Source organism: Streptomyces sp. NBC_00620, from assembly GCF_026341825.1.
Lineage (GTDB): Bacteria > Actinomycetota > Actinomycetes > Streptomycetales > Streptomycetaceae > Streptomyces.
This window is the reverse complement of record NZ_JAPENY010000001.1, coordinates 1,159,758-1,179,957: the sequence shown is the minus strand read 5'-3', so window position 1 is coordinate 1,179,957 and position 20,200 is coordinate 1,159,758. Positions and strand designations below refer to the sequence as shown.

Annotated in this window: 21 protein-coding genes and 1 pseudogene; 12 read left to right on the top strand and 10 right to left on the bottom strand. The window is 69.7% G+C overall.

What is annotated here, in order from left to right; genetic code table 11:
* Positions 1-71 precede the first annotated feature (71 nt).
* The 3 genes and pseudogenes from OG246_RS05380 to OG246_RS05370 all read right to left on the bottom strand — a co-directional run.
* Positions 72-647, bottom strand: a pseudogene (locus tag OG246_RS05380) (cytochrome P450); the annotation flags it as partial.
* 182 nt (positions 648-829) lie between these two features.
* A complete protein-coding gene (locus OG246_RS05375) occupies positions 830-1,816 on the bottom strand; it encodes an isopenicillin N synthase family oxygenase (RefSeq protein WP_266456590.1) in 987 nt (328 codons plus the stop codon).
* Positions 1,797-2,255: a nucleoside deaminase gene (locus OG246_RS05370; protein WP_266456587.1), complete on the bottom strand. Its 459-nt coding sequence runs from the start codon at positions 2,253-2,255 to the stop codon at positions 1,797-1,799. The genes OG246_RS05375 and OG246_RS05370 overlap by 20 nt, the downstream gene beginning before the upstream one ends.
* A gap of 102 nt (positions 2,256-2,357) precedes the next feature.
* Here OG246_RS05370 and OG246_RS05365 point away from each other — a divergent pair, with 102 nt between their 5' ends.
* Both OG246_RS05365 and OG246_RS05360 read left to right on the top strand, forming a co-directional pair.
* Positions 2,358-3,653, top strand: coding sequence for a PucR family transcriptional regulator (locus OG246_RS05365; RefSeq protein ID WP_266456585.1), 1,296 nt, complete (start codon positions 2,358-2,360; stop codon positions 3,651-3,653).
* A 79-nt stretch (positions 3,654-3,732) separates the two neighbouring features.
* Positions 3,733-4,329 carry an SPFH domain-containing protein gene (locus tag OG246_RS05360; protein ID WP_266456583.1) on the top strand — a complete coding sequence of 199 codons (597 nt, stop codon included), beginning with the start codon at positions 3,733-3,735 and terminating at the stop codon, positions 4,327-4,329.
* 24 nt (positions 4,330-4,353) lie between these two features.
* On the opposite strand, the gene OG246_RS05355 is transcribed toward OG246_RS05360, so the two are convergent.
* Together OG246_RS05355 and OG246_RS05350 are read right to left on the bottom strand one after the other, a co-directional pair.
* Positions 4,354-5,307, bottom strand: a complete 954-nt coding sequence (locus tag OG246_RS05355; RefSeq protein ID WP_266456580.1) for a glutamate ABC transporter substrate-binding protein — start codon at positions 5,305-5,307, stop codon at positions 4,354-4,356.
* A gap of 213 nt (positions 5,308-5,520) precedes the next feature.
* Positions 5,521-6,669: an abortive phage infection protein gene (locus tag OG246_RS05350; protein ID WP_266456577.1), complete on the bottom strand. Its 1,149-nt coding sequence runs from the start codon at positions 6,667-6,669 to the stop codon at positions 5,521-5,523.
* A 185-nt stretch (positions 6,670-6,854) separates the two neighbouring features.
* Between OG246_RS05350 and OG246_RS05345 the strand changes: the two genes are divergently transcribed.
* Complete coding sequence (locus OG246_RS05345) at positions 6,855-7,592, top strand: hypothetical protein (RefSeq protein WP_266456574.1); 738 nt, start codon at positions 6,855-6,857, stop codon at positions 7,590-7,592.
* Between the two features lie 13 nt (positions 7,593-7,605).
* On the opposite strand, the gene OG246_RS05340 is transcribed toward OG246_RS05345, so the two are convergent.
* Positions 7,606-8,526: a LysR substrate-binding domain-containing protein gene (locus OG246_RS05340; RefSeq protein ID WP_266456571.1), complete on the bottom strand. Its 921-nt coding sequence runs from the start codon at positions 8,524-8,526 to the stop codon at positions 7,606-7,608.
* Between the two features lie 159 nt (positions 8,527-8,685).
* Here OG246_RS05340 and OG246_RS05335 point away from each other — a divergent pair, with 159 nt between their 5' ends.
* Entirely contained in the window at positions 8,686-9,696 is a 1,011-nt protein-coding gene (locus tag OG246_RS05335) for an aldo/keto reductase (RefSeq protein WP_266456568.1), read from the top strand.
* Positions 9,697-9,740: 44 nt separating this feature from the next.
* Positions 9,741-10,166, top strand: coding sequence for an SRPBCC family protein (locus OG246_RS05330; protein WP_266456565.1), 426 nt, complete (start codon positions 9,741-9,743; stop codon positions 10,164-10,166).
* Positions 10,167-10,175: 9 nt separating this feature from the next.
* Here the strand turns inward: OG246_RS05330 and OG246_RS05325 are convergent, their stop codons facing one another.
* Entirely contained in the window at positions 10,176-11,561 is a 1,386-nt protein-coding gene (locus OG246_RS05325) for a cytosine permease (RefSeq protein WP_266456562.1), read from the bottom strand.
* Positions 11,562-11,736: 175 nt separating this feature from the next.
* On the opposite strand from OG246_RS05325, the gene OG246_RS05320 reads away from it, so the two are divergent.
* Both OG246_RS05320 and OG246_RS05315 read left to right on the top strand, forming a co-directional pair.
* Entirely contained in the window at positions 11,737-12,153 is a 417-nt protein-coding gene (locus tag OG246_RS05320) for a CoA-binding protein (RefSeq protein ID WP_266456559.1), read from the top strand.
* 115 nt (positions 12,154-12,268) lie between these two features.
* On the top strand, positions 12,269-13,264 hold the full coding sequence (locus OG246_RS05315; protein WP_266456557.1) for a DMT family transporter: 996 nt from the start codon (positions 12,269-12,271) through the stop codon (positions 13,262-13,264).
* Here OG246_RS05315 and OG246_RS05310 read toward each other — a convergent pair.
* Both OG246_RS05310 and OG246_RS05305 read right to left on the bottom strand, forming a co-directional pair.
* Positions 13,152-14,042 carry a LysR family transcriptional regulator gene (locus OG246_RS05310; RefSeq protein ID WP_266463883.1) on the bottom strand — a complete coding sequence of 297 codons (891 nt, stop codon included), beginning with the start codon at positions 14,040-14,042 and terminating at the stop codon, positions 13,152-13,154. The genes OG246_RS05315 and OG246_RS05310 overlap by 113 nt on opposite strands.
* Before the next feature lie 16 nt (positions 14,043-14,058).
* Complete coding sequence (locus OG246_RS05305; protein ID WP_266456556.1) at positions 14,059-14,454, bottom strand: PLD nuclease N-terminal domain-containing protein; 396 nt, start codon at positions 14,452-14,454, stop codon at positions 14,059-14,061.
* Between the two features lie 89 nt (positions 14,455-14,543).
* Here OG246_RS05305 and OG246_RS05300 point away from each other — a divergent pair, with 89 nt between their 5' ends.
* Positions 14,544-15,995, top strand: a complete 1,452-nt coding sequence (locus OG246_RS05300; protein WP_266456554.1) for a menaquinone biosynthesis decarboxylase — start codon at positions 14,544-14,546, stop codon at positions 15,993-15,995.
* A 138-nt stretch (positions 15,996-16,133) separates the two neighbouring features.
* Positions 16,134-17,036 carry a menaquinone biosynthesis prenyltransferase MqnP gene (gene mqnP, locus OG246_RS05295; protein WP_266456552.1) on the top strand — a complete coding sequence of 301 codons (903 nt, stop codon included), beginning with the start codon at positions 16,134-16,136 and terminating at the stop codon, positions 17,034-17,036.
* Here mqnP and OG246_RS05290 read toward each other — a convergent pair.
* On the bottom strand, positions 17,026-17,655 hold the full coding sequence (locus OG246_RS05290) for a rhomboid family intramembrane serine protease (RefSeq protein ID WP_266463881.1): 630 nt from the start codon (positions 17,653-17,655) through the stop codon (positions 17,026-17,028). The genes mqnP and OG246_RS05290 overlap by 11 nt on opposite strands.
* A gap of 91 nt (positions 17,656-17,746) precedes the next feature.
* On the opposite strand from OG246_RS05290, the gene OG246_RS05285 reads away from it, so the two are divergent.
* The 3 genes from OG246_RS05285 to mqnE all read left to right on the top strand — a co-directional run bounded on the left by OG246_RS05285 (position 17,747) and on the right by mqnE (position 20,194).
* Positions 17,747-18,430, top strand: a complete 684-nt coding sequence (locus tag OG246_RS05285) for a UbiX family flavin prenyltransferase (RefSeq protein ID WP_266456550.1) — start codon at positions 17,747-17,749, stop codon at positions 18,428-18,430.
* Positions 18,431-18,502: 72 nt separating this feature from the next.
* On the top strand, positions 18,503-18,958 hold the full coding sequence (locus tag OG246_RS05280) for an Lrp/AsnC family transcriptional regulator (RefSeq protein WP_266456547.1): 456 nt from the start codon (positions 18,503-18,505) through the stop codon (positions 18,956-18,958).
* Positions 18,959-19,030: 72 nt separating this feature from the next.
* Positions 19,031-20,194, top strand: a complete 1,164-nt coding sequence (gene mqnE, locus OG246_RS05275) for an aminofutalosine synthase MqnE (RefSeq protein ID WP_266456545.1) — start codon at positions 19,031-19,033, stop codon at positions 20,192-20,194.
* The last annotated feature ends 6 nt before the right edge of the window (positions 20,195-20,200 follow it).

The window sequence follows — 20,200 nt, the reverse complement described above, 5'->3', positions numbered from 1 at the left end:
TACGAAAGTTTTCCGCCCCGGGCCCGAGTTTGGCCGGGAAGGCGCCGCCCGTACGGGGCCCGAAGCCGCGGCTACCAGGTCACGGGCAGCTCGTGGACGCCGTAGACGATCCCGTCCTTGAAGGGGACCTTCTCCAGCCCGACGGCCAGGCGGAGTTCGGGAATTCGGCGGAAAAGGGTGCGGTAGGCGATCTGGAGCTCGAGGCGGGCCAGCGGCTGCCCCAGGCACTGGTGGATGCCGAATCCGAACGCCATGTGGCGGCGGGCGTCCCGGGTGACGTCGAGCCGTTCGGGGCCGGGGAAGCGGCCGGCCTCCCAGTTGCCGGTGGCGCCCGGGATGATGACGCCCTCCCCGGCGCGGACGATCTGGCCGCCGATCTCGATGTCCTCCAGGGCGAGACGGCGTTGGCCGCTGTGCACGACGGTCAGGTAACGCAGCAGCTCCTCCGTCGCGTTGGCGACCACCTTCGGGTCGTCGGTGTCGCGGACGACGGCGAGCTGGTCGGGGTGTTCCAGGAGCGCGAGGACACCCAGGGCGATCATGTCGGCGGAGGTCTCGTGCCCGGCGCCGAGCAGCAGGACGCCGAGCAGGGAGGCTTCCATGCGGGTGAGGTCACCGGCCCGCATCCGGGCGGCGATGTCGGAGAGCCTCGGTCCGGGCGTCGGCAACGGTGTCGGTCATTGCACTCCTCGCGGTGGGGCGCGGTGGGGGATCGTGCGGGAGCATCGAATCCCACGTTCCTGACGGTCCCCTGCCAGAAAACTGACACACCGCTGACGCACCCCACCTCAAGCTCACCTTTGCCAACTCCCAGGCCCCGGCGAGCCGTTCAGCCGACGGTGATCGAGTCCAGCTTCGCGCGCAGGTACACGTGCGAGTCCACCGGCCCGTAGGCCACCCGTCCCACCGGAGCCGGCACCGACTCCACGACCGTCCCCGGTGTGCACTCGCCGAAGTAGACGAGCGACATCAGCTCCTCGGCGGGGACGTCGGCGGGCGGGGGCAGTACGCGGTGCCGGCCCGAGCGCCACCGGTCGCCCGTCCAACGGGCCATCAGATCACCGATGTTGATGGTGAACGCCGCCGCGTCGAAGGGCGCGTCCTCCCAGCCGCCCTCGTCCGTGAAGACCTGCAGCCCGCCCTTGCCCGCCTGCCGGTCGAGGATGGTGACGGTCCCGAAGTCGGTGTGCGGGCCGATGCGGAACTGGCCCGGCTCGGGCTCGCCCACGACCTCCGTACCCGGATACCAGTTGATGTTGAAGCCGTACGTCGGGTGGTCCATGTGCTTCGTGAAGAAGTCCGGCTCCAGACCGAGGGCCTCGCCGAGCAGCGCGAGGAGATGGTTCTCCAGCTCGCCCATCCTCGTCAGGTACTCCTCGCAGAGCTTCTGCAGCTCGGGCGCCTCCGCGGGCCAGACGTTCGGCGCGTACCACTCCGCGTTGGTCTCCGGGTCCTCGAACTCCTCGTGCGTCGCGAACGTCAGCGACTCCTTGAGGTCCGGCGGGGTCTCCGTACCCTCCGAGTAGCCGTTCGCCTCGGCACCCGGGCCGAGCCAGCCGCGGCCGCCGACCGTGGCGGCGTACGGCTGCTTCGTCTCCACGGGGAGGGTGAAGAACGCGCGGGCGGCCTCGCGGATACTCCTGCGCAGTGCCGGGTCCACGCCGTGTCCGGTGACGAGCAGGAACCCGGCCGTCTGGAGCGCCTGGTCGACGGTGCGGGCGATGCCGGCGCGGGCGTCCGGGTCGCCGGAGAGCCAGGGGCGCAGGTCGATGGTGGGGATGCGGGGGGTCTTGGGGTCACTCACCGATGTCCTCATTCCACAGTGCCGGGTTCTTCTCGATGAAGTCGCGCATCAGGGCGGTGCACTCGGGGTCGTCGAGCTGCACGATCTGCACGCCGTGCTCGGCGAGCCAGTCGTGGCCGCCGTGGAAGGTCTCCGACTCGCCGACGACGACCCGGGAGATGCCGAACTGGCGCACCAGACCGCTGCAGTACCAGCAGGGGGAGAGGGTGGTCACCATCGTCGTCCCGCGGTACGAGCGCTGCCGGCCGGCGTTCCGGAAAGCGGCGGTCTCCGCGTGCATCGACGCGTCGTCGTCCTGGACACGGAGGTTGTGGCCGCGGCCGAGGAGGGTGCCGTCCGCGCCGTACAGCGCGGCCCCGATGGGGATGCCGCCCTCCGCGAGTCCGGTGCGGGCCTCTTCGACGGCGGTGGCGAGCCACACGCGTGCCTGTGCCTGATCGATGGGCTTCATACCTCTCACTCTCCTGTGGCCGAAACACCAGGGCAACGTGCGGAAAGTACTCTCCCGGCAACCCGCATCCGGACGAACTGTCAGCGCCTGAAGGAGGTTCCCGTGCCCGCACTCACCCTCCGCGAGATCCTGGCCCTCGACCCCGTACGTGGCAGTGCCCCCGAACTCCTCGCGGGCGAGGGTTCCTTGGACCGCCCCGTCCGCTGGGTGCATTCGAGCGAGGTGTACGAGGGCGCGAACTTCCTCGACGGCGGCGAACTGCTGCTGACCAACGGCTTCGGGTTGACCGGCGCCGACGAGGGGACACGGCGGCAGTACGTCCGTGAGCTGGCCGCGCGCGGTGCGGCGGGGCTGGCCGTGGAGGTCGGGCGGTCGCTGGTGCGGATGCCGGAGGAAGTGGTCGACGAGGCCCGGCGGCTGGGGCTGCCGCTGCTCGCCCTGCACCGCGTGGTCCCCTTCGTGCGCATCACCGAGGCGGCGAACCGGGCGATCGTGGCGCGCGGCCTTTCGGGGCGTTCGGCCGGGCGCCCCTGGGGCGGCGACCACACCGCCGCCCTGCTGGCCGACCTCGCCGACGGACAGGCACTCAACCAGCCCGAGGTGGAGGCGCGCGCGGCGCTCGCCGGGTTCCACCCGGGCTCGGGGGCGCGGCTGGTCGGGGTGTCGGCGCACGGGGCACGGGCGGATCTGGGCGTGATCGACCGTGCCGCGCGGTCCCTCGGCGGGGTCGCGGTGCTGCGGGCGGCGTTCCCGGGGGACGTACTGGCGCTGGTGGCGATGCCCGGGAACGCCGGGGCGGGTGCGCGGGATGTCGTACGGACTGTGCAACGGGATGTCGTACGGGCCGTGCAGGAGGCCTTCCGGGCGGTCGCCGAGGCCGGAGCGACCGTGGCGGTCGGGCACGCGGTCGCGTCGGGCGGCGGCTGGCTGCGCTGGAGCGAGACCCTGCGCGCGGCCCGGACCACCCTGGAGCTGGCCCTCACCGTGCCGTCGGCCGAACCCGGTCCGTCCGGCGGCCCGGTCGTCACCTCCTCGCGCGCCCTCACGCTGGAACGCGAGCTCACCCGCGGCGGTGTGGACGCCAACCGCGACCGCCTCGCCCGTCTCGTCCAGCACACCCTGGGCCCCCTGCTGGCCTGGGAGGCCGCCCACCCCAGCGACCTCGTCCGCACCCTGGAGGTCCACCTCCGCCACGGCTGCTCACCCACCCGCACGGCCGCGCTCCTGCACATCGGCCGCCAATCCCTCTACCAGCGCCTCGAACGCATCGAGACCCTGCTTGGCCTGGAGATCGACGACCCCGATCTGCTGGGGGAGTTGCTCGCGGCGGCTTGTGCGCACCGGGTGGTGCGGGGGATGGGTGAGGCTTCGGTACGGGGGCTTCGGACGGTGGCCTGAGACCGGGAGGTCTGGGACACTCCGGACAGCGGCATCCGGGGGGCACGACACGGTGGCCCGGGGGACGGGGGGAGTCGCGATGAAGAAGCGGTATGGGTTCTTGATCGCCGGGGGAGCGGTCCCCCTTGTCCTGGGGACGTGCATCCGGCGCCTTAGCAGCGCCAACGCCGTCGTGGTCGAGCGCTTCGGCCGCTACACGCGGACGCTCAACGCCGGCCTCAACATCGTGGTGCCGTTCGCCGACGCCATACGGAACCGGATCGACCTCCGTGAGCAGGTCGTGCCGTTCCCTCCGCAGGAAGTCCTCACCGTGGACGCCCTGGCCCTCAAGATCGACACCGTCGTCTACTTCCAGGTGACCGACGCCCGGGCCGCCACCTACGAGGTCACCAGCTACCTGCAGGCCATCGAGCACCTCACGGTCGTCTCCCTGCGCGACATCTGCGGCTACATGGACCTGGAACGCATTCTGAGCTCTCGCCAGGAGATCAGCGCGGCCCTGCGCGGCATCCTCGACGAGGCCACCGGCAAGTGGGGTATCCGGGTCAACCGCCTCGTCATCAACACGATCGACCTGCCCGCCGCCGCCCGTGAGGCGATGGAGCGGGCGACGCACGCCAGGAGCGACGGACACGTCGCCCACCTGCCGGCCGAAGGCGAAGCCGGCGAGCGGTAAGGGGAGCAGGGGCCACGCTCGCGGTCACTTCAGGTAGCGGGGTGCGGGTGGGTAGAAGTCGCCGTATCCGCCCAGCCACCGTTCGTGCAGGGTACGGAGTCCGCCCGAGGCGCGCAGCCGGTCGAGGACGCCGTTGACGAAGCGGACGAGTTCCGGTGAACCCTTCGCGACGGCGATGCCGTGCGGCTCGTAGGTGAACCGGGGTCCGGTGATGCGGGTGGTGGGGTCCTGGGCGCGCAGCCCGGCGAGGACGTTGTCGGTGGTCGACACGGCGGCCACGTCGCCCAGTTGGAGACGTACCAGGCAGTCGGTCCAGTCGGCGACGGCAACCGGCCGCACCTTCGGACGGGCCCGGCGCAGCGCGGTCAGCGAGGTGGTGCCCTCGGCCGTGCACACTCTCTGTCCGGCGAGGTCGGCCAGGGTCTGCGCAGGGGAGGCGTTGGGGACCAGGACGCGCTGGCCGGAATCGAGGTAGTCGCTGCTGAACAGCACCTGCTCCATGCGCTCGCAGGTGATGGTCATCGAGTGGGCGACCAGGTCGACTTCGCCGCGTTCCAGTACCTCGATGCGCCGTCGGGACGGCACGGTCTTGAACTGCACCCGGTCCGGCTTTCCGAACAGGGCCCTGGAGATCTCCCGCACCAGGTCGATGTCGAGTCCGTCCAACTGCCCGGTGGTGGGGTTGCGGTAGCCGAAGAGGTACGTGTTCTGGTCCACGCCCACGATCAGTCGGCCGCGTTCGACGATCCGTTCCATCGCCGTACCGCTCGGCATCCGGCCGCCTGGCTCCGGCATCCGGGCCGGCGGCTTCAGCGACCGCAGCGGGTCACAGTCCTCGGCCTCGGCCCGAGTGACCACGGATGCGGTGTCGGCGGGCCGGTCCGCCCCGAGGGGCGAGTGGCAGACCGGGGGGCGTACGTCCGCGGAGGACGCCGTCAGTGCCAGGGCGACCAGCGGCGCCATGATCACAGGCAGCACGCGAAGACGTAGCGGGACCCGGCCGGACATCTCTTGTCCAGGTGTGTGCCTCCAGCGCCCGCTGTCCGCCACGCACTGCCCCCCGCTGCCGTGGTGCGACGACGCGGGCCCGCCCGCAGACTCGTTACAGAGTGAGGTGTGAAGGGGCTTCTCCGCCACCGTTCCTGCCCATCAACTCGAAATCCTCGCGCGGCAGTCGGTGGCCTGAAGGGGTCAGCAGCCCCGGGCCGCCCGCCCGTACTGCCGGGCCAGCGCGCGGAACGACTCCTTCGGCTCCCAGTGCCAGTCGGACGCGGGGTCGCCGGGCCGGTCCTTGATCGGCTTCACGATGCTGTAGCTCGCCATGTCGAGGTCGTGGCGGGGGTCTTGGGGGAGGTGCGGGGAGTCCGGGGTGACGAAGGTGAACGCCATCGCCGAGTACAGGCCCATCGACTCGAACACCGAGAGCACGTCCATGAGATACGCGGCCTGGGTGCGCTCGCTCCGCACCAGCTCGCCCTTGATCTCGGGCGGCTCCTTCGTGTAGTCGACGACGTCCCAGCCCATACCGCCCTGCTCCGGCGCCCCTTCGAAGGTGCAGCAGCCGAACTCCGTGATGGCGACCGGCTTCCCGAAGCGCCGGAACCGGTCGAGGTCGCGGACGTACTCGTTCCGGCTCCGGAAGTACGAGTAGTAGTCGATGCCGACCAGGTCGAAGAGGCCCCAGTCGACGTCGTCGTCCTGGGCGGCGGCGTACGTCAGCCGTCCGCCGAAGACCGACCGGCCGACCCGGGCCGCCTTCGCGGTGAAACGGCTCAGGCGGCGCGCCATCAGCACCGGATCGAAGTTGCCGCTCATCAGGTTCTCGATCCGCTCCAGGACATTGTCGCCGGGCACGATGCCGGGCACGAAGAGCCAGAACTCGCAGCCGACGCTGAGGTGCACCCCGGCCCCCTGCCGCCGCAGCCGCTCGGCGAACCGCCCCGTCTCCGCGAGGTGTTCGAGGATCTCCTTCTCCGGTACGTCCCCCAGCGTCGGTTCGAGCCAGACGTTCAGCCCCCGCTCCGCCGCCTCACCCGCCGTCGCGGTGAGCCGCTCGACGCCGTAGCCGGTGACCTTGACGGAGTTGGCGTGCAGATCGCTATCGATGGCCCGCATGTCGGCCCGCATCCGCGCCGGGTTCCACGCGGTACCGGGCGTCTCCCCCTCACCGACCTCGTAGACGACACCCCGGTACGTCAGCCCGCGCCGGCCCCCGCCGCCGCTCGCGCCGCCCGCGCCTCCGCCCCCGGTAGCCGAAGCCCGCCCCGCCGCCGGCAGCACCGCCGCACCCCCGACCCCCGCGGCCATCCCCAGGAACCGTGCCCGAGTGATCTCCTGCATCGCGTCTCCCCATGTCGTCGTCCCGACCTCAGTCTGGGAAACGGCCATGGCCCCCGCCGTCCGCCGATGGTCTACGTACGGCCGTCGAAGGTATGAACTCGGGCGCGACTTATGGCGCCGCCCCGTCAAGGTGGAGGTTTCGGAAAGCTTCTTCGGCGCGGCTGCCCGTTGGTCACACTGGCGCGGTGGAACTCTCCATATCTCTCACGCCGCAGCAGGCCGCTTCCGGTGCCGTCGTCACCGTTCCTCTGCCGTCCGGCACCACCCGTGTCCGTGTCCCGCCCGTACGGGACGGCGACCTCGTGCGGGTCCGTGCCGGTGAGAGCGAGGTGCTGCTGCGCATACGGGTGACGAACCCGGCGACCCCGTCGCGCGGCCTCCAATGGCTGGGCGTGCTCGCGGTCGCGGCCGTGCTCGTGTTCCTGGTGGTGCTGGCCAACGAGGGCGACGGCAGTGGCAGCGACAGCGCCTCCGGCGTGGACTCGACCAGCTCCCCGTACGCCGAGGAACCGTATTCGGAGGACCCCTACACCGCGGATCCGTACACGGAGGACCCGTACTCGGAGGAGCCGTATTCGGAAGAGCCCTACACGGAGGACCCGTACAGCGAAGACCCGTACACCGAGGACCCGTACGGCACCGAGAGTGAGGCTCCCGATCCGTACGAATCCGGCACCTGCCTCAACGGAACCCTGCCGGACTCCACGACCGCGCAGGAGGTCAGCGGCGTCGAGGAGGTCTCGTGCTCGGCGTCCGACGCCCACTACAAGGTGATCGAGACGATCCCGCTGACGTCGGAACTGAGTCGCTGCAACGCCAACCCCCAGACGCAGTACGCGTTTTCCTACAGCTACACCCGCAACGGGATGCCCTACTACGAGTACGTGTACTGCCTGGTCGGCCTCGGCTCGTACGGGTACTGACCGGGGGTGAAAGCTAGTCCTGGTGTCCGACAGGGGCGGAAGGCCCACGCTCCGCGAGGACCGTCTCGCGGAACGACGCCACCACCGGGCGGAGATCGACCCGGTGCCAGGCTGCCCACAGCTGCACCGAGCCGCCGTACCAGGGGAGTTCGCGCACCACGATGCCCTCGGTCGTGCCGCGCACCATGCTCCGCTGGACGAGGGCGAGGCCGAGGCCGGAGGCGACCAGGCCGAGCGCGGTGAGCGGATCGGCGGCGTCGAGGAGGATGTCGGGGGTGAAGCCGGAGTTCACGCAGGACGCGACGAACGTGTCGCGCCAGGCCGGGTCCGGTGAGTCGGCCACCGCGATCCACGGCTGCCCGTCGAGGTCCTCGGGCGTCAACTCCGCCTGTTCCGCGAGGGGATGGTGTGCGGGCAGGGCGAGCAGCAGCGGGTCCCGCAGCAAGGGGGACGCCTGGAGATCCGGGTCGTCCTCGGGCGGCGGTGTGCGGACCAGCGCGATGTCCAGGCTGCGCTGGCGCAGGCCCTCGAACTGCTCGGTGGACTCCTGGTCGTACAGCGCCACGTGAATACCGGGGCGTTCCCCGCGCAGGGCCCGAAGGGCGGTGGGCAGGACGCCCGTGTGCATGGCGTCGGCGACGTACCCGATGCACAGGCCGCCCTCCTCGCCGCGGCCCAGTCGCCGGCCGAGGTTCTCCAGCCTGTCCGCGTGCCGCAGCAGGGCGCGGGCCTCGGTCAGGAAGACCCGGCCGTCGGAGGTCAGCCGGATGCGCTGCTGGCTGCGCTCGAAGAGGGTGAGGTCCAGGTTCTTCTCGAGCTGGGCGATCTGCCGGCTGAGGGGTGACTGGGAGATGTGCAGCTGCTCGGCGGCGCGCCCGACGTGCTCGGACTCGGCGACGGCCACGAAATAGCGGAGTTGTCGCAGGTCAAGCATGTGGGACCTCGGGGGACTCAAGTGAGTCGAAGTAAGTCTTGGACAGTCTCATGCAGGGATCATAACCTCGAAGACACAAGCCCGGCGGATCGCTCATTCAGCAACAGATACGCCGAAAACGATCTAAATAGATCGAAATCGATTCGAAGAGGATCACTCATGACCATCAAGTCCCTCCTTCCCGGTGCGCTCGGATTCGGCACCGCCCCGCTCGGCAACATGTTCCGCGCCATCCCCGACGAAGAGGCCGCGGCCACCGTGGAAGCCGCCTGGGACCAGGGCATCCGCTACTTCGACACCGCGCCCTTCTATGGCGCGGGCCTCTCCGAGATCCGGCTCGGCGACGTACTGGCCCAGCACCCGCGCGACGAGTACGTGCTCAGCACCAAGGTCGGCCGGGTCGTCCTCGACGAGACCGAGGACCCCGCCGCGCGTGACCTCGGCGAAAAGGGCGGCCTCTTCGAGCACGGCCGCCCGAACAAGATGATCAACGACTACACCGCCGACGCCACCCTGCGCTCCATCGAGGACAGCCTCAAGCGCCTCAGGACCGACCGCCTCGACATCGTGTGGGTGCACGACGTCGCGCAGGACTTCTACGGGGACGAGTGGCTGGCCGCCTACGAGACCGCCCGCACGGGCGCCTTCCGCGTCCTGCAGAAGCTGCGCGAGGAGGGCGTCATCAAGGCCTGGGGCCTGGGCGTCAACCGCGTCGAGCCCCTGGAGCTCACCCTCGACCTGGACGAGCCGAAGCCCGACGCCTTCCTCCTCGCCGGCCGCTACACCCTTCTCGACCACGACCGTGCCCTGCAGCGCCTGCTGCCGGCCGCCTCCGCCCAGGACGTGGACATCGTCGTCGGCGGTCCCTACAGCTCGGGAATCCTCGCCGGCGGTACGCACTTCGAGTACCAGAAGGCGCCCGCCGCCATCGTCGACAAGGTGGCCCGGATCAAGGCGATCGCCGAGCGGTACGGGGTCGGCATCAAGGCCGCCGCGCTGCAGTTCTCCCTCGCCCACCCGGCGACGGTCGCCGCGATCCCCGGCGCCACGAAGCCCAGCCGCATCGCGGAGGACGTGGCCGCACTCGGCGAGACGATCCCGGCCGCGTTCTGGACGGCCCTGCGCGAGGAGAAGCTGATCGCCGACTCCGCACCGGTACCGACCGCCTGACCCCTCAGCCCGTAACTCAGCTCCAAGTCCCTCAGGAGACCCCCGTGGCCACCACCACCGCATCCATCGACGTGCCCGCATCCCCCGACCGCATCTGGCAGCTCATAGGCGGCTTCGACTCGCTCCCCGACTGGCTGCCCTACATCCCCACCAGCGAACTCAGCGAGGGCGGCCGCGTCCGCTCCCTCCGGGACGAGGACGGCGGCGTCATCATCGAGCGCCTCGAAGCCTTCGACAACACGGCACGCACGTACACGTACTCCATCCTCCAGGCCCCCTTCCCCGTCACCGGCTACCTCTCCACCCTCACCGTGCACACCGTCCCCGGACAGGACACGGCCCGCGTCGAGTGGTCCGGCACCTTCACCCCGACCGGCGTGAGCGACGAAGAGGCCATCGCCCTCTTCCACGGCATCTACACCGACGGCCTGACCGCCCTGCACCGGACACTCACCCCGGAAGCCGCCTGAGGCCCTGCTCTAGGCCGCCCGGCGCCGCAGCCCCGCATACAGCCCCGCGCTCACCACGAACCCGACGAGACAGGTGATGTCTCCGAAGGCCGGCCACTGCTCGGGCACCCACCCCATGTACTTCTCCTGGTTGGAGAAGAGCGGGACGGAGACTGCGATGCCGGTCAACAGGGCAGCTATGCCCGGCCAGTTGGTGTAGGCGCGGTCGCCGAGACGCAGGGTCAGTTCCTCGGCCGGGGTGTGCGAGCGCATCCAGCGCTCGACCAGGACGACGCCCAGCCACGGGCCCACCCAGTACGCGATGACCAGCAGGAACGCCTCGTAAGCGTGCCCCGCGTCGGCGAGTGACGCCCAGGCCGCCGCCGTACCCGCCAGGCCCGACAGGACCACCAGCGCGCTGCGGCCCAGCCAGACCGGCAGCCGCAGGCCCAGCGAGGTGACCGACATGGCGGAGGAGTAGACGTTGAGGGCGTTGGCCGAGACCGCGCCCAGGATGATGGCGAGGAGTACCAAGTTGCTGAGCCAGGACGGGAGATGGCCGGTGAAGGCGGCCGTCGGGGTCGCGTCGTCGGGGGCCACGATCGTCGCCGAGGCCGCGCCGATCAGGGAGACGACCGCGATCGACACGAAGAGACCCACGGCGGGGTAGAGGGCGGTCTTGAAGCGGTTCGCCGTGCGCGGGAGGTAGCGCGAGTAGTCGGAGGCGCCCGGGTTCCAGCCGGCCGTGTAACCCCAGGCCGTGCTGAAGGCGAGCAGGAAGCCGCCGATGCCGCCGCCCGCGCCGGCCCCGCCGAGGTCGGCCTCCTTGAAGGTCCAGGCACCGGCCAGCAGGAAGACGACCGCGAGCACGGGGAACGCGTACTTCTCGAAGGCGTGCACGAAGTTGTGGCCGATGAAGCCGATCACGATCTCGGCCGCCACCACTATCAACAGCGAAGGAAGCGGACGCAGGTCCGTCAGCGTGTTGAGCGCGAAAGCCGCGCTCACACTGTTCACGGCGAACCAGCCGACACCCGCGACCAGCGCGTTCACACCCGACGGCAGCAGGTTGCCCCGGTAGCCGAAGGCGAAGCGGCCGATCGCCATCTGCGGTACGCCGAACCGCGGCCCGTCCAGCGACAGGATCCCCTGCGTCAGCGAGCCCAGCGCGGTGCCGAGCAGCAGCGCCGCGGCCGCCTGCCAGAAGTTCAGGCCGAAGAAGAGGACGGAGATCACGCCGATGTAGACGGTCGCGAACTCGATGTTCGGGGAGGCCCACGTCCACAGCAACTGGAGCGGGTTGCCGTGCCGTTCGGAGTCGGGGATCGGTTCCGAGCCCGCCGTCTCGACGGCGATGACTTTGTCGCCGTACTCGGGGGCGAGGGCTGGTGCTGAACTGGCGGGAGCGGTCGTCATGCACCGTAAGTGTCCGGGGCCGGGCCGCCGCCGGGCAGAGGCGCATTGTCCGTTTCGGGGGGCATGCGGGCGTACACCTTGTACCGGACCCGGTGCCGTATCGGGCGCGGCGGGCCATCGCTCAGCGATGGGCAGGCCCATCGCCATATTGGATCCTGTATGCCATCCTGTGGCGATGACCTATGGCGACGACGCGACGATCAGGGACATCCTCACAAGCGCCGGAGAGATCTGGGCTGTGGTCGGTCTGTCCAGCAACCCCGACCGGGCCGCCTACCGCGTGGCCGAGAAGCTGCAGCGCATCGACAAGAAGGTGGTGCCCGTGCACCCCAAGGCCGAGGCGGTGCACGGCGAGCAGGGCTACGCCTCGCTCGCGGACATCCCTTTCCCGGTGGACGTGGTGAACGTGTTCGTCAACTCCGCCCTGGCCGGCGACATCGCCGACCAGGCTGTGACGATCGGCGCCAAAGCGGTCTGGTTCCAGCTCGGCGTCGTGGACGTGGCCGCCTACGACAGGACCCGTGGGGCCGGCCTGCGGATGGTGATGGACCGCTCCGCGGGACGGGAGATCACCCGGCTCGGGCTGGCCTGATCCGTACGCACCATCGGTCTGTCCACACGCGCCATCGGTCCTGCCGATCCCCCCATCGGCAGGACGCCCCACTGGCTCATGGACCGGCCAGGACCCCCGCTCGTACGTTCAGCCCATGACCTCGAAAAGCACCCTCGAGAACAAGGGCACCGCCCAACTGACCGCCGCCATGGTCCTCTCCGGCACCCTCGGCATCTTCGTCGTCGAGTCCGGCGCCTCCCCCTTCAACGTCGTCTTCTTCCGCGTCCTCTTCGGCGCCCTGGCGCTGGGCGCGTATGTCGTCGCCCGCGGCTGGTTCCGCGGACACGGCTTCACCCCGCGAAAACTCGGACTCGCCGTACTCGGCGGGGTGTTCATCGTCTTCAACTGGGTCCTGCTCTTCCAGTCGTACGAGAACACGTCGATCTCGGTCGCGACCGTCGTCTACCACACCCAGCCGTTCTACGTGGTCCTGCTGGGCGCCCTCCTCTTCCGCGAGCGCCTCACCGCGGCGAAGGCGGGCTGGATCGTCGTCGCCTTCGCCGGCCTGATCCTGGTCTCGGGAATCCGCCCCGCGGACTTCACTGGCGGAGACACCACCTACCTCCTCGGCATCGGCCAGGCGCTCCTCGCCGCCCTCCTCTACGGCCTCTCCACCCTCGTGACCAAGCGCATCACCGGCGTACGCCCCCACCTCATCGCCCTCGTCCAAGTCCTCGTAGGAATCCCGCTGTTGCTCCCCTTCGCCGACTTCGGCGCGATGCGCGGGACCGGCGCCGGATGGGGCTGGCTGGTCGGACTCGGACTCATCCACACGGGCCTGATGTACGTCCTCATGTACTCCGCGTACGCCAAACTGCCGACCGCGAAGATCGCCGTACTCGCCTTCACCTACCCGGCGGTCGCGATGGTCGCCGACTGGGCGGTGTACGGCCACCACATCGGCCTCGTCCAGGCGTTGGGCGTCCCGCTGATCGTGGCGGCCAGCCTGAAGGTCACGCTTACCAAGCCCGTGCAGGTCACGCGTCCGACGACTGCTCCCGCACCAGCCGCCGCGCCTGCTCCACGAACAGCCGCACATGCGCCGGAAGCCGCTTCCCGGCCCGCCACGCCAGCTGCGTCCGAAGTGTGAACGGCACCTCCCACGGCAGCCGGACAAGACTGCCGTCCGCCAGCTCCGCGGCGACCGTCACCTCGGGCAGGAGCGCGATCCCGAGGCCGGCCGCCGCGGCACGCTTGGTCGCCTCGATCGTGCCGAACTCCGTGAAGGCGACCTGCCCAAGGGAGTTGAGCTCCAGCTCGAACAAGTCCCGGTAGGCGCAGCCCGGTTCGGTGGCGAGCAGGGACTCCCGTACGAGATCCGCGGTGACCACAGGCGTGTTGGCGAGCCGATGGCCCGGCGCCGCGACGAGCGTCAGCGGCTCGACCGCGAGCACCGCCGTCTCGAGGCCCGCGTGCTCGGTCTCCCGCTCCATCAGGAAGCCCACGTCGTACGTGCCCTGCCGGAGCGCCTGCCGCGTCTCGTCGCCGATGGTCGTGCGCAGCGAGAGCCGGACGCCTGGATAGCGGTGGTGGAACAGTTCGAGGAGGGGCAGCAGCCGGTACGCGGTCAGCGACTCCATCGTGCCGACGGTGAGCGCGCCGCTCGGCTCCCCGGCGCCGACGACCGCCGCCCGCGCCTCCTCGGCCAGCTCGATGATCTGACGGGCGTACGGGAGGAGCCGTTCACCCGCCTCGGTCAGCCGGATCCTGCTCCCCAGCCGGTCGAAGAGCTCGGTCCCGAGTGAGGACTCCAGGGCACGGACCTGACTGGTCACGCTGGACTGCGCGTACTTCAGCTCGGCGGCGGCCTGCGTGAAACTCAGCACGGTCGCGACCTTCTCGAAGGTGACGAGCAGCCGCAGTTCCATGTCGGCCATGGCGGGGTCAGGCCTCGTCGTCGCGCTCGCGCCGCTTCAGTTCCTCCTCGCGGCGCTGGAGGTCTGCCTCCCACTTCTTGAGGAGCGCCTCGTCGTCCTCGCCACCGTCCTTGTCGGACTTGAGGGACTTGAGGAACTCGGGGTTGTCGTCGGGCGCGACGAACCCCGTGCGCTGGTCGCGGCGCCAGGTGGAGGGCGCGGCGCCGTTCGCGGGCGTCTTACGCGGCCTGCCCGCCACCAGCCAGGCGACCGGGCCGACCAGCACCTCGCCGAAGAGCAGGATGATGATCACCCACACCACCTTCGGCAGGCCCCGGACTTCCTTCTCCGGGGTGTTCAGGCAGTCGATGAAGGCGTAGATCCACAGCGCCAGGACCAGCAGGAAGGGCAGATACCTGAGCATGGGCGGGCGATCCCTCAGTGAGCGGCGGCGGGGCGGCGAAAGGGCCCCGGTGACGGGCACAGGTTAGCGGGTGGCCGATACTTGGAGACATGGCTTATGACGATCTTCGCTCCCTGTTGCGGGCCCTGGAGCGTGAGGGCGACCTCAAGCGCATCAAGGCCGAGGTGGATCCGTATCTGGAAGTCGGGGAGATCGTCGACCGGGTGCAGAAGGCGCAGGGCCCGGCGCTGCTCTTCGAGAACGTCCGCGGGTCCGCGATGCCGCTCGCGATGAACGTTTTCGGGACCGACCGGCGACTGCTGAAGGCCCTGGGGCTGAAGTCGTACGGCGACATCTCCGAGAAGATCGGCGGGCTGCTCAAGCCCGAGCTGCCGCACGGCTTCGTCGGGGTGCGCGAGGCCTTCGGGAAGCTCGGCGCGATGACCCACGTACCGCCGAAGAAGGTCAAGGAGGCGCCGGTCCAGGAGGTCGTGCTCCGGGGCGAGGACGTGGACCTGGACCAGCTTCCGGCGCTGTTCACCTGGCCGCAGGACGGCGGGTCCTTCTTCAATCTGGGCCTGACCCACACCAAGGACCCCGAGTCCGGCATCCGCAATCTCGGGCTCTACCGCCTCCAGCGCCACGACAAGCGCACGATCGGCATGCACTGGCAGATCCACAAGGACAGCCGGAACCACTACCAGGTGGCGGCCCGCAAGGGTGAGCGGCTGCCGGTCGCCATCGCCTTCGGGTGTCCGCCCGCCGTGACGTACGCCTCGACCGCCCCGCTGCCCGGTGACATCGACGAGTACCTCTTCGCCGGGTTCATCCAGGGCAAGCGCATCGAGATGGTCGACTGCAAGACGGTGCCGCTGCAGGTGCCCGCCAACGCCGAGGTCGTACTCGAAGGGTGGCTGGAGCCGGGCGAGATGCTCCCGGAGGGGCCGTTCGGCGACCACACCGGGTTCTACACGCCGCAGGAGCCGTTCCCGGCGCTGACCATCGACTGCGTGACGATGCGGAAGCGGCCGCTCATCCAGTCGATCGTCGTAGGCCGCCCTCCGACGGAGGACGGACCCCTGGGCCGGGCGACGGAGCGGTTCTTCCTCCCCCTCCTCAAGATCATCGTGCCGGACATCGTGGACTACCACCTGCCCGAAGCAGGGGGTTTCCACAACTGTGCGATCGTCGCGATCGACAAGAAATACCCCAAGCACGCCCAGAAGGTGATGCACGCTGTGTGGGGGGCGCACATGATGTCCCTCACCAAGCTGATCGTGGTGGTCGACTCCGACTGCGACGTCCACGATCTGCACGAGGTCGCGTGGCGAGCCCTCGGCAACACGGACTACGCCCGCGACCTCACCGTCGTAGAAGGCCCGGTCGACCACCTCGACCACGCCTCCTACCAGCAGTTCTGGGGAGGCAAGGCGGGCATCGACGCGACGAGGAAGTGGCCCGAGGAGGGCTACACCCGGGACGGGGGCTGGCCCGAGATGGTGCTCTCCGACCCGGAGACGGCGGCGACGGTCGACCGCCGCTGGAAGGAGTACGGCTTGTGAGGGGCTTGAACAGCGTGAACAGGTGCGGCTTGTGAGGTGCTTGAGCAAGTGTGAACAGGCGCGGCTTGTGAGGGTGCTTGAACAGCGTGAAGGGGTACGGCTCGTGAGGTCTCTGAACAGCGTGAGGGAGAACGGACTGTGAGTTCAGCTTCCGCAGCGCTCCCGCAGCCGGGCCGCACCAAGGCGTTCCTGCGCCTCGTCATGATCGAGCACTCGGTCTTCGCGCTGCCCTTCGCCTACATCGCCGCGCTGACCGCGATGTTCCAGCTGGACGAGAACATCCACTGGGGACGGCTGCTGCTCGTCACCATCGCGATGGTCGGGCTGCGTACGTTCGCCATGGCCGCGAACCGGATCATCGACCGCGAGATCGACGCCCGCAATCCCCGTACGGCCCATCGCGAGCTGGTCACCGGCGCGATGACCGTGAAGCACGCCTGGACCGGGGCGCTGGTCGCCCTCGTCTTCTTCCTCGGCGCCGCGGCCCTGCTCAACCCCCTGTGCCTGGCCCTCGCGCCCATCGCGGTCATCCCGATGGTCGTCTACCCGTACGGCAAGCGGTTCACTAACTTCCCGCAGGCCATCCTCGGTCTCGCCCAGGCGATGGGCCCGATCGGCGGCTGGCTGGCGATCACCGGCGAGTGGTCCTGGGACGCGGTCATCCTCGGGCTCGCGGTCGGCATCTGGATCGGCGGCTTCGATCTGATCTACGCCTGCCAGGACGTCGAGACGGACCGCGAGGTCGGCGTGATGTCGGTGCCGGCGCGGTTCGGGATCCCCGCGGCCGTCTGGGGCGCGCGCGTCTGCCACACCGTCACCACGGCGCTGTTCGTCTGGTACGCCCTGGCCACCGACGCCGGAACGTTCTTCTGGGTCGGCCTGGTGGTCGTCGCGGGTGCCTTCCTCTACGAGCACTCCATCGTCAAACCGCACGACCTGTCCCGCCTGAACCGCGCGTTCTTCAGCGTCAACGGGTTCATCGGCATCGCGCTGTTCGCCTGCGCCCTGCTCGATCTGCTGGTGCGCGGGCTCACCGTATAAGCGCGGGCGCGGTGGTGGCCCGGCGGCGGAACAGGAACGCCGCCGCCACCCCCGATATCAGGCCGATGAGATGGCCCTGCCAGCTGACGCCCGTCTGCGTCGGGGCGAGGCCCATCAGCATCGAGCTGCCCCAGACGGCGCCGACCAGCAGGCCGACGAGGATGCCCAGCGGGCGGCGCTCGATGAAGCCGGTGACCAGAAGGAAGCCGAACAGGCCGAAGATCAGCCCGGAGGCGCCCGCCGTGTTGCTGTTCGCCGGGGCTATGAGCCACACGCCCAGACCGTCCGCGACGATGATCATCGCGCAGACCGCGGCGAACCGGCGCAGCCCGCCGAGGGCCGCGAGGAAGCCGAGGACAAGCAGCGGCACGCTGTTGGCGGCGACATGGGCGAAGCCGAAATGGATGAAGGCGGCGGGCACGATGTCGACCAGCTCGGAGGCCTGCCGCGGCATGATCCCGAGGCCGTCAAGGGCGTGGCCGCTGACCACGTCCACGACTTCGAGCAGCCACAGCAGGGCCACCCAGCCCACCATCAGCTTGGCGGCGGCCTGTGCCCGGCCGCCCCGCGTCCACGCGAGTTCCGCACCCGGCCTCGTGCCCGACCCTGTACCCGACATGGCGACCCCCACGGTCAACTCGTCCCCTCCGGGGAACGCTCCGGCCCCCTTGGCCGGTTCCCACCCCACCATGCCGGATAGGCTCGGTGCCATGAACCCAGGACAGACGCAGCGCCGGCCTTGGATCGTGGGGGTGTCGGGCGCGTCCGGTACCCCGTACGCCGCTGCCGTCCTGCGTGCGCTTCTGGATGCGGGGGAGAGCGTGGACCTCGTGGTCTCCCGCGCCTCCCGGCTCACCCTGCTCGACGAGACGGGGATCGCCTTCCGGGACGCCCACTGGCAGCAGGACCTGCGCGAGTGGCTGGCCAGGGGCGCCGACGGTAAGCCGGGCGCCTTCAACGCTTTCGAGGGACGTATGGACGCCGTACGTCACTGGAGTGCCGGGGACCTGGCGGCGGGGCCTTCCTCCGGCTCGTACCCCGTGAAGGGCATGCTCATCGTGCCCGCCTCCACCGCCTGCGTGGCCGGGGTCGCCCTCGGGCTCTCCAAGGACCTGCTCCAGCGCGCCGCGAGCGTCACGCTCAAGGAGGGCCGCAAGCTGGTCGTCGCCGTCCGTGAGACCCCGCTGAACGGGCAGACGCTGCGGCACTTGGTCGCCCTGGACGACGCGGGCGCGACCGTACTGCCCGCCTCACCGGCGTTCTACGCGGGCGCCACGCACATCCAGGACCTGGTGGACTTCGTCGCCGGGCGGATCCTCGACGCGGCGGGCGTCGAGCACGGCCTGTACCGGCGGTGGGAAGGCGAACTCGGCGGGGGTTCGCGCACCGTCTGAGCACCGAGCAGTACCCGACATATCAGGCATTCATCACTTTCAGGAACTCTTCAGCGGAAGGCTATCGATCGCATGGACGCGGTGGACAGGCAGCTCATCCAGGCCCTGAGAGAGAACGGCCGGGCTTCCTACGCGGAACTGGGGCGCCTCGTCGGTCTGTCGGGACCCAGTGTCACCGACCGCATCAACAGGCTGGAGGCGGCCGGTGTCATCACGGGCTACCGCGCCACAGTCGACTCGGCCTCACTCGGTCTCGGTGTCATCGCCCTGATCGGCATCTCGCTCTCCGACGCCGCCGACCACGAGGACGTGGCGCGCCGTATGAAGGACCTCAGCGAGATCGAGGACTGCTGGTTCATCGCCGGCGACGACTCGTTCATGCTCAAGGTGCGGGCGAGCGACGTGGACGGTCTGGAGAAGACCATCCGGCGGCTGTCCGGAACGAAGGGCGTCTCCAGGACCCGTACGACCATCGTGCTCTCCACGAAGTGGGAGAACCGGGTGGGAGAGCTGCCCGAAGAGGAGTAGCCGCCTGCTTCAAAAGGGCGGAGCAGTTAGGCGTACGGTTGACACGGATCGTCATTAGGGAGAGGTACACGCATGGATGTCGGGCTCAAGCGCGAGCTGGAGGACAAGGTCCGGGCCGGTGAGCGGCTGACCCGCGAGGACGGCATCGCGCTGTACGAGTCGGACGACCTGGCCTGGCTGGGCGGGCTCGCCCACGAGGTGCGGATGAAGAAGAACGGCGACGTCGTCCACTTCAACGTCAACCGCCACCTCAACATGACGAACGTGTGCACCGCGTCCTGCGCGTACTGCTCGTTCCAGCGCAAGCCGGGCGAGAAGGACGCGTACACGATGCGCATCGAGGAGGCCGTCCGCCTCGCCAAGACGATGGAGGGCGAGAACCTCACCGAGCTGCACATCGTCAACGGCCTGCACCCGAACCTGCCGTGGCGGTACTACCCGCGCTCGCTCAGCGAACTGAAGAAGGCCCTCCCGAACGTCTCCCTGAAGGCCTTCACGGCGACGGAGATCCACCACTTCGAGACGATCTCCGGGCTCAGCGCCTCCGAGATCCTCGACGAGCTGATCGACGCCGGGCTCGAGTCCCTCACCGGTGGCGGCGCCGAGATCTTCGACTGGGAGGTCCGGCAGCACATCGTCGACCACCGCACCCACTGGGAGGACTGGTCGCGCATCCACCGGCTCGCGCACGAAAAGGGTCTCAAGACCCCGTGCACGATGCTGTACGGCCACATCGAGGAGCCCCGCCACCGCGTGGACCACGTGCTGCGGCTGCGCGAACTCCAGGACGAGACCGGCGGTTTCCAGGTCTTCATCCCGCTGCGCTACCAGCACGACTTCGTGGACGTGAAGGACGGCAAGGTCCGCAACCGCCTCCAGGCGCGTACGCAGATGGCGACGGGAGCCGAGGCTCTCAAGACCTTCGCGGTCTCACGCCTCCTCTTCGACAACGTCCCGCACGTCAAGGTCTTCTGGGTCATGCACGGCGTCCAGACCGCGCAGCTCGCCCTCCAGCACGGCGCCGACGACATGGACGGCTCGGTCGTCGAGTACAAGATCACGCACGACGCGGACAACTACGGCACCCCGAACAAGCTGACCCGCGAGGACCTGCTCGACCTGATCCGCGACGCCGGCTTCCGCCCGGTCGAGCGGAACACGCGGTACGAGATCATCCGCGAGTACGACGGTCCCGACCCGGCGCGCCGCGAGTCCCCCCAGCCGATGCGGGTCTGAGCGAGC

Excerpts from the sequence above, each read along its gene's own strand:
- OG246_RS05305 (WP_266456556.1), bottom strand. The coding sequence starts at position 14,454 with ATGCTCAGGTATCTGCCCTTCCTGCTGGTCCTGGCGCTGTGGATCTAC.
- OG246_RS05285 (WP_266456550.1), top strand. The coding sequence starts at position 17,747 with ATGAACCCAGGACAGACGCAGCGCCGGCCTTGGATCGTGGGGGTGTCG.
- OG246_RS05335 (WP_266456568.1), top strand. The coding sequence starts at position 8,686 with ATGACCATCAAGTCCCTCCTTCCCGGTGCGCTCGGATTCGGCACCGCC.
- OG246_RS05300 (WP_266456554.1), top strand. The coding sequence starts at position 14,544 with ATGGCTTATGACGATCTTCGCTCCCTGTTGCGGGCCCTGGAGCGTGAG.
- OG246_RS05350 (WP_266456577.1), bottom strand. The coding sequence starts at position 6,669 with ATGCAGGAGATCACTCGGGCACGGTTCCTGGGGATGGCCGCGGGGGTC.
- OG246_RS05325 (WP_266456562.1), bottom strand. The coding sequence starts at position 11,561 with ATGACGACCGCTCCCGCCAGTTCAGCACCAGCCCTCGCCCCCGAGTAC.
- OG246_RS05310 (WP_266463883.1), bottom strand. The coding sequence starts at position 14,042 with ATGGAACTGCGGCTGCTCGTCACCTTCGAGAAGGTCGCGACCGTGCTG.
- OG246_RS05315 (WP_266456557.1), top strand. The coding sequence starts at position 12,269 with ATGACCTCGAAAAGCACCCTCGAGAACAAGGGCACCGCCCAACTGACC.
- OG246_RS05320 (WP_266456559.1), top strand. The coding sequence starts at position 11,737 with ATGACCTATGGCGACGACGCGACGATCAGGGACATCCTCACAAGCGCC.
- OG246_RS05340 (WP_266456571.1), bottom strand. The coding sequence starts at position 8,526 with ATGCTTGACCTGCGACAACTCCGCTATTTCGTGGCCGTCGCCGAGTCC.
- mqnE (WP_266456545.1), top strand. The coding sequence starts at position 19,031 with ATGGATGTCGGGCTCAAGCGCGAGCTGGAGGACAAGGTCCGGGCCGGT.
- OG246_RS05280 (WP_266456547.1), top strand. The coding sequence starts at position 18,503 with ATGGACGCGGTGGACAGGCAGCTCATCCAGGCCCTGAGAGAGAACGGC.
- OG246_RS05370 (WP_266456587.1), bottom strand. The coding sequence starts at position 2,255 with ATGAAGCCCATCGATCAGGCACAGGCACGCGTGTGGCTCGCCACCGCC.
- OG246_RS05290 (WP_266463881.1), bottom strand. The coding sequence starts at position 17,655 with ATGTCGGGTACAGGGTCGGGCACGAGGCCGGGTGCGGAACTCGCGTGG.
- OG246_RS05375 (WP_266456590.1), bottom strand. The coding sequence starts at position 1,816 with ATGAGGACATCGGTGAGTGACCCCAAGACCCCCCGCATCCCCACCATC.
- OG246_RS05360 (WP_266456583.1), top strand. The coding sequence starts at position 3,733 with ATGAAGAAGCGGTATGGGTTCTTGATCGCCGGGGGAGCGGTCCCCCTT.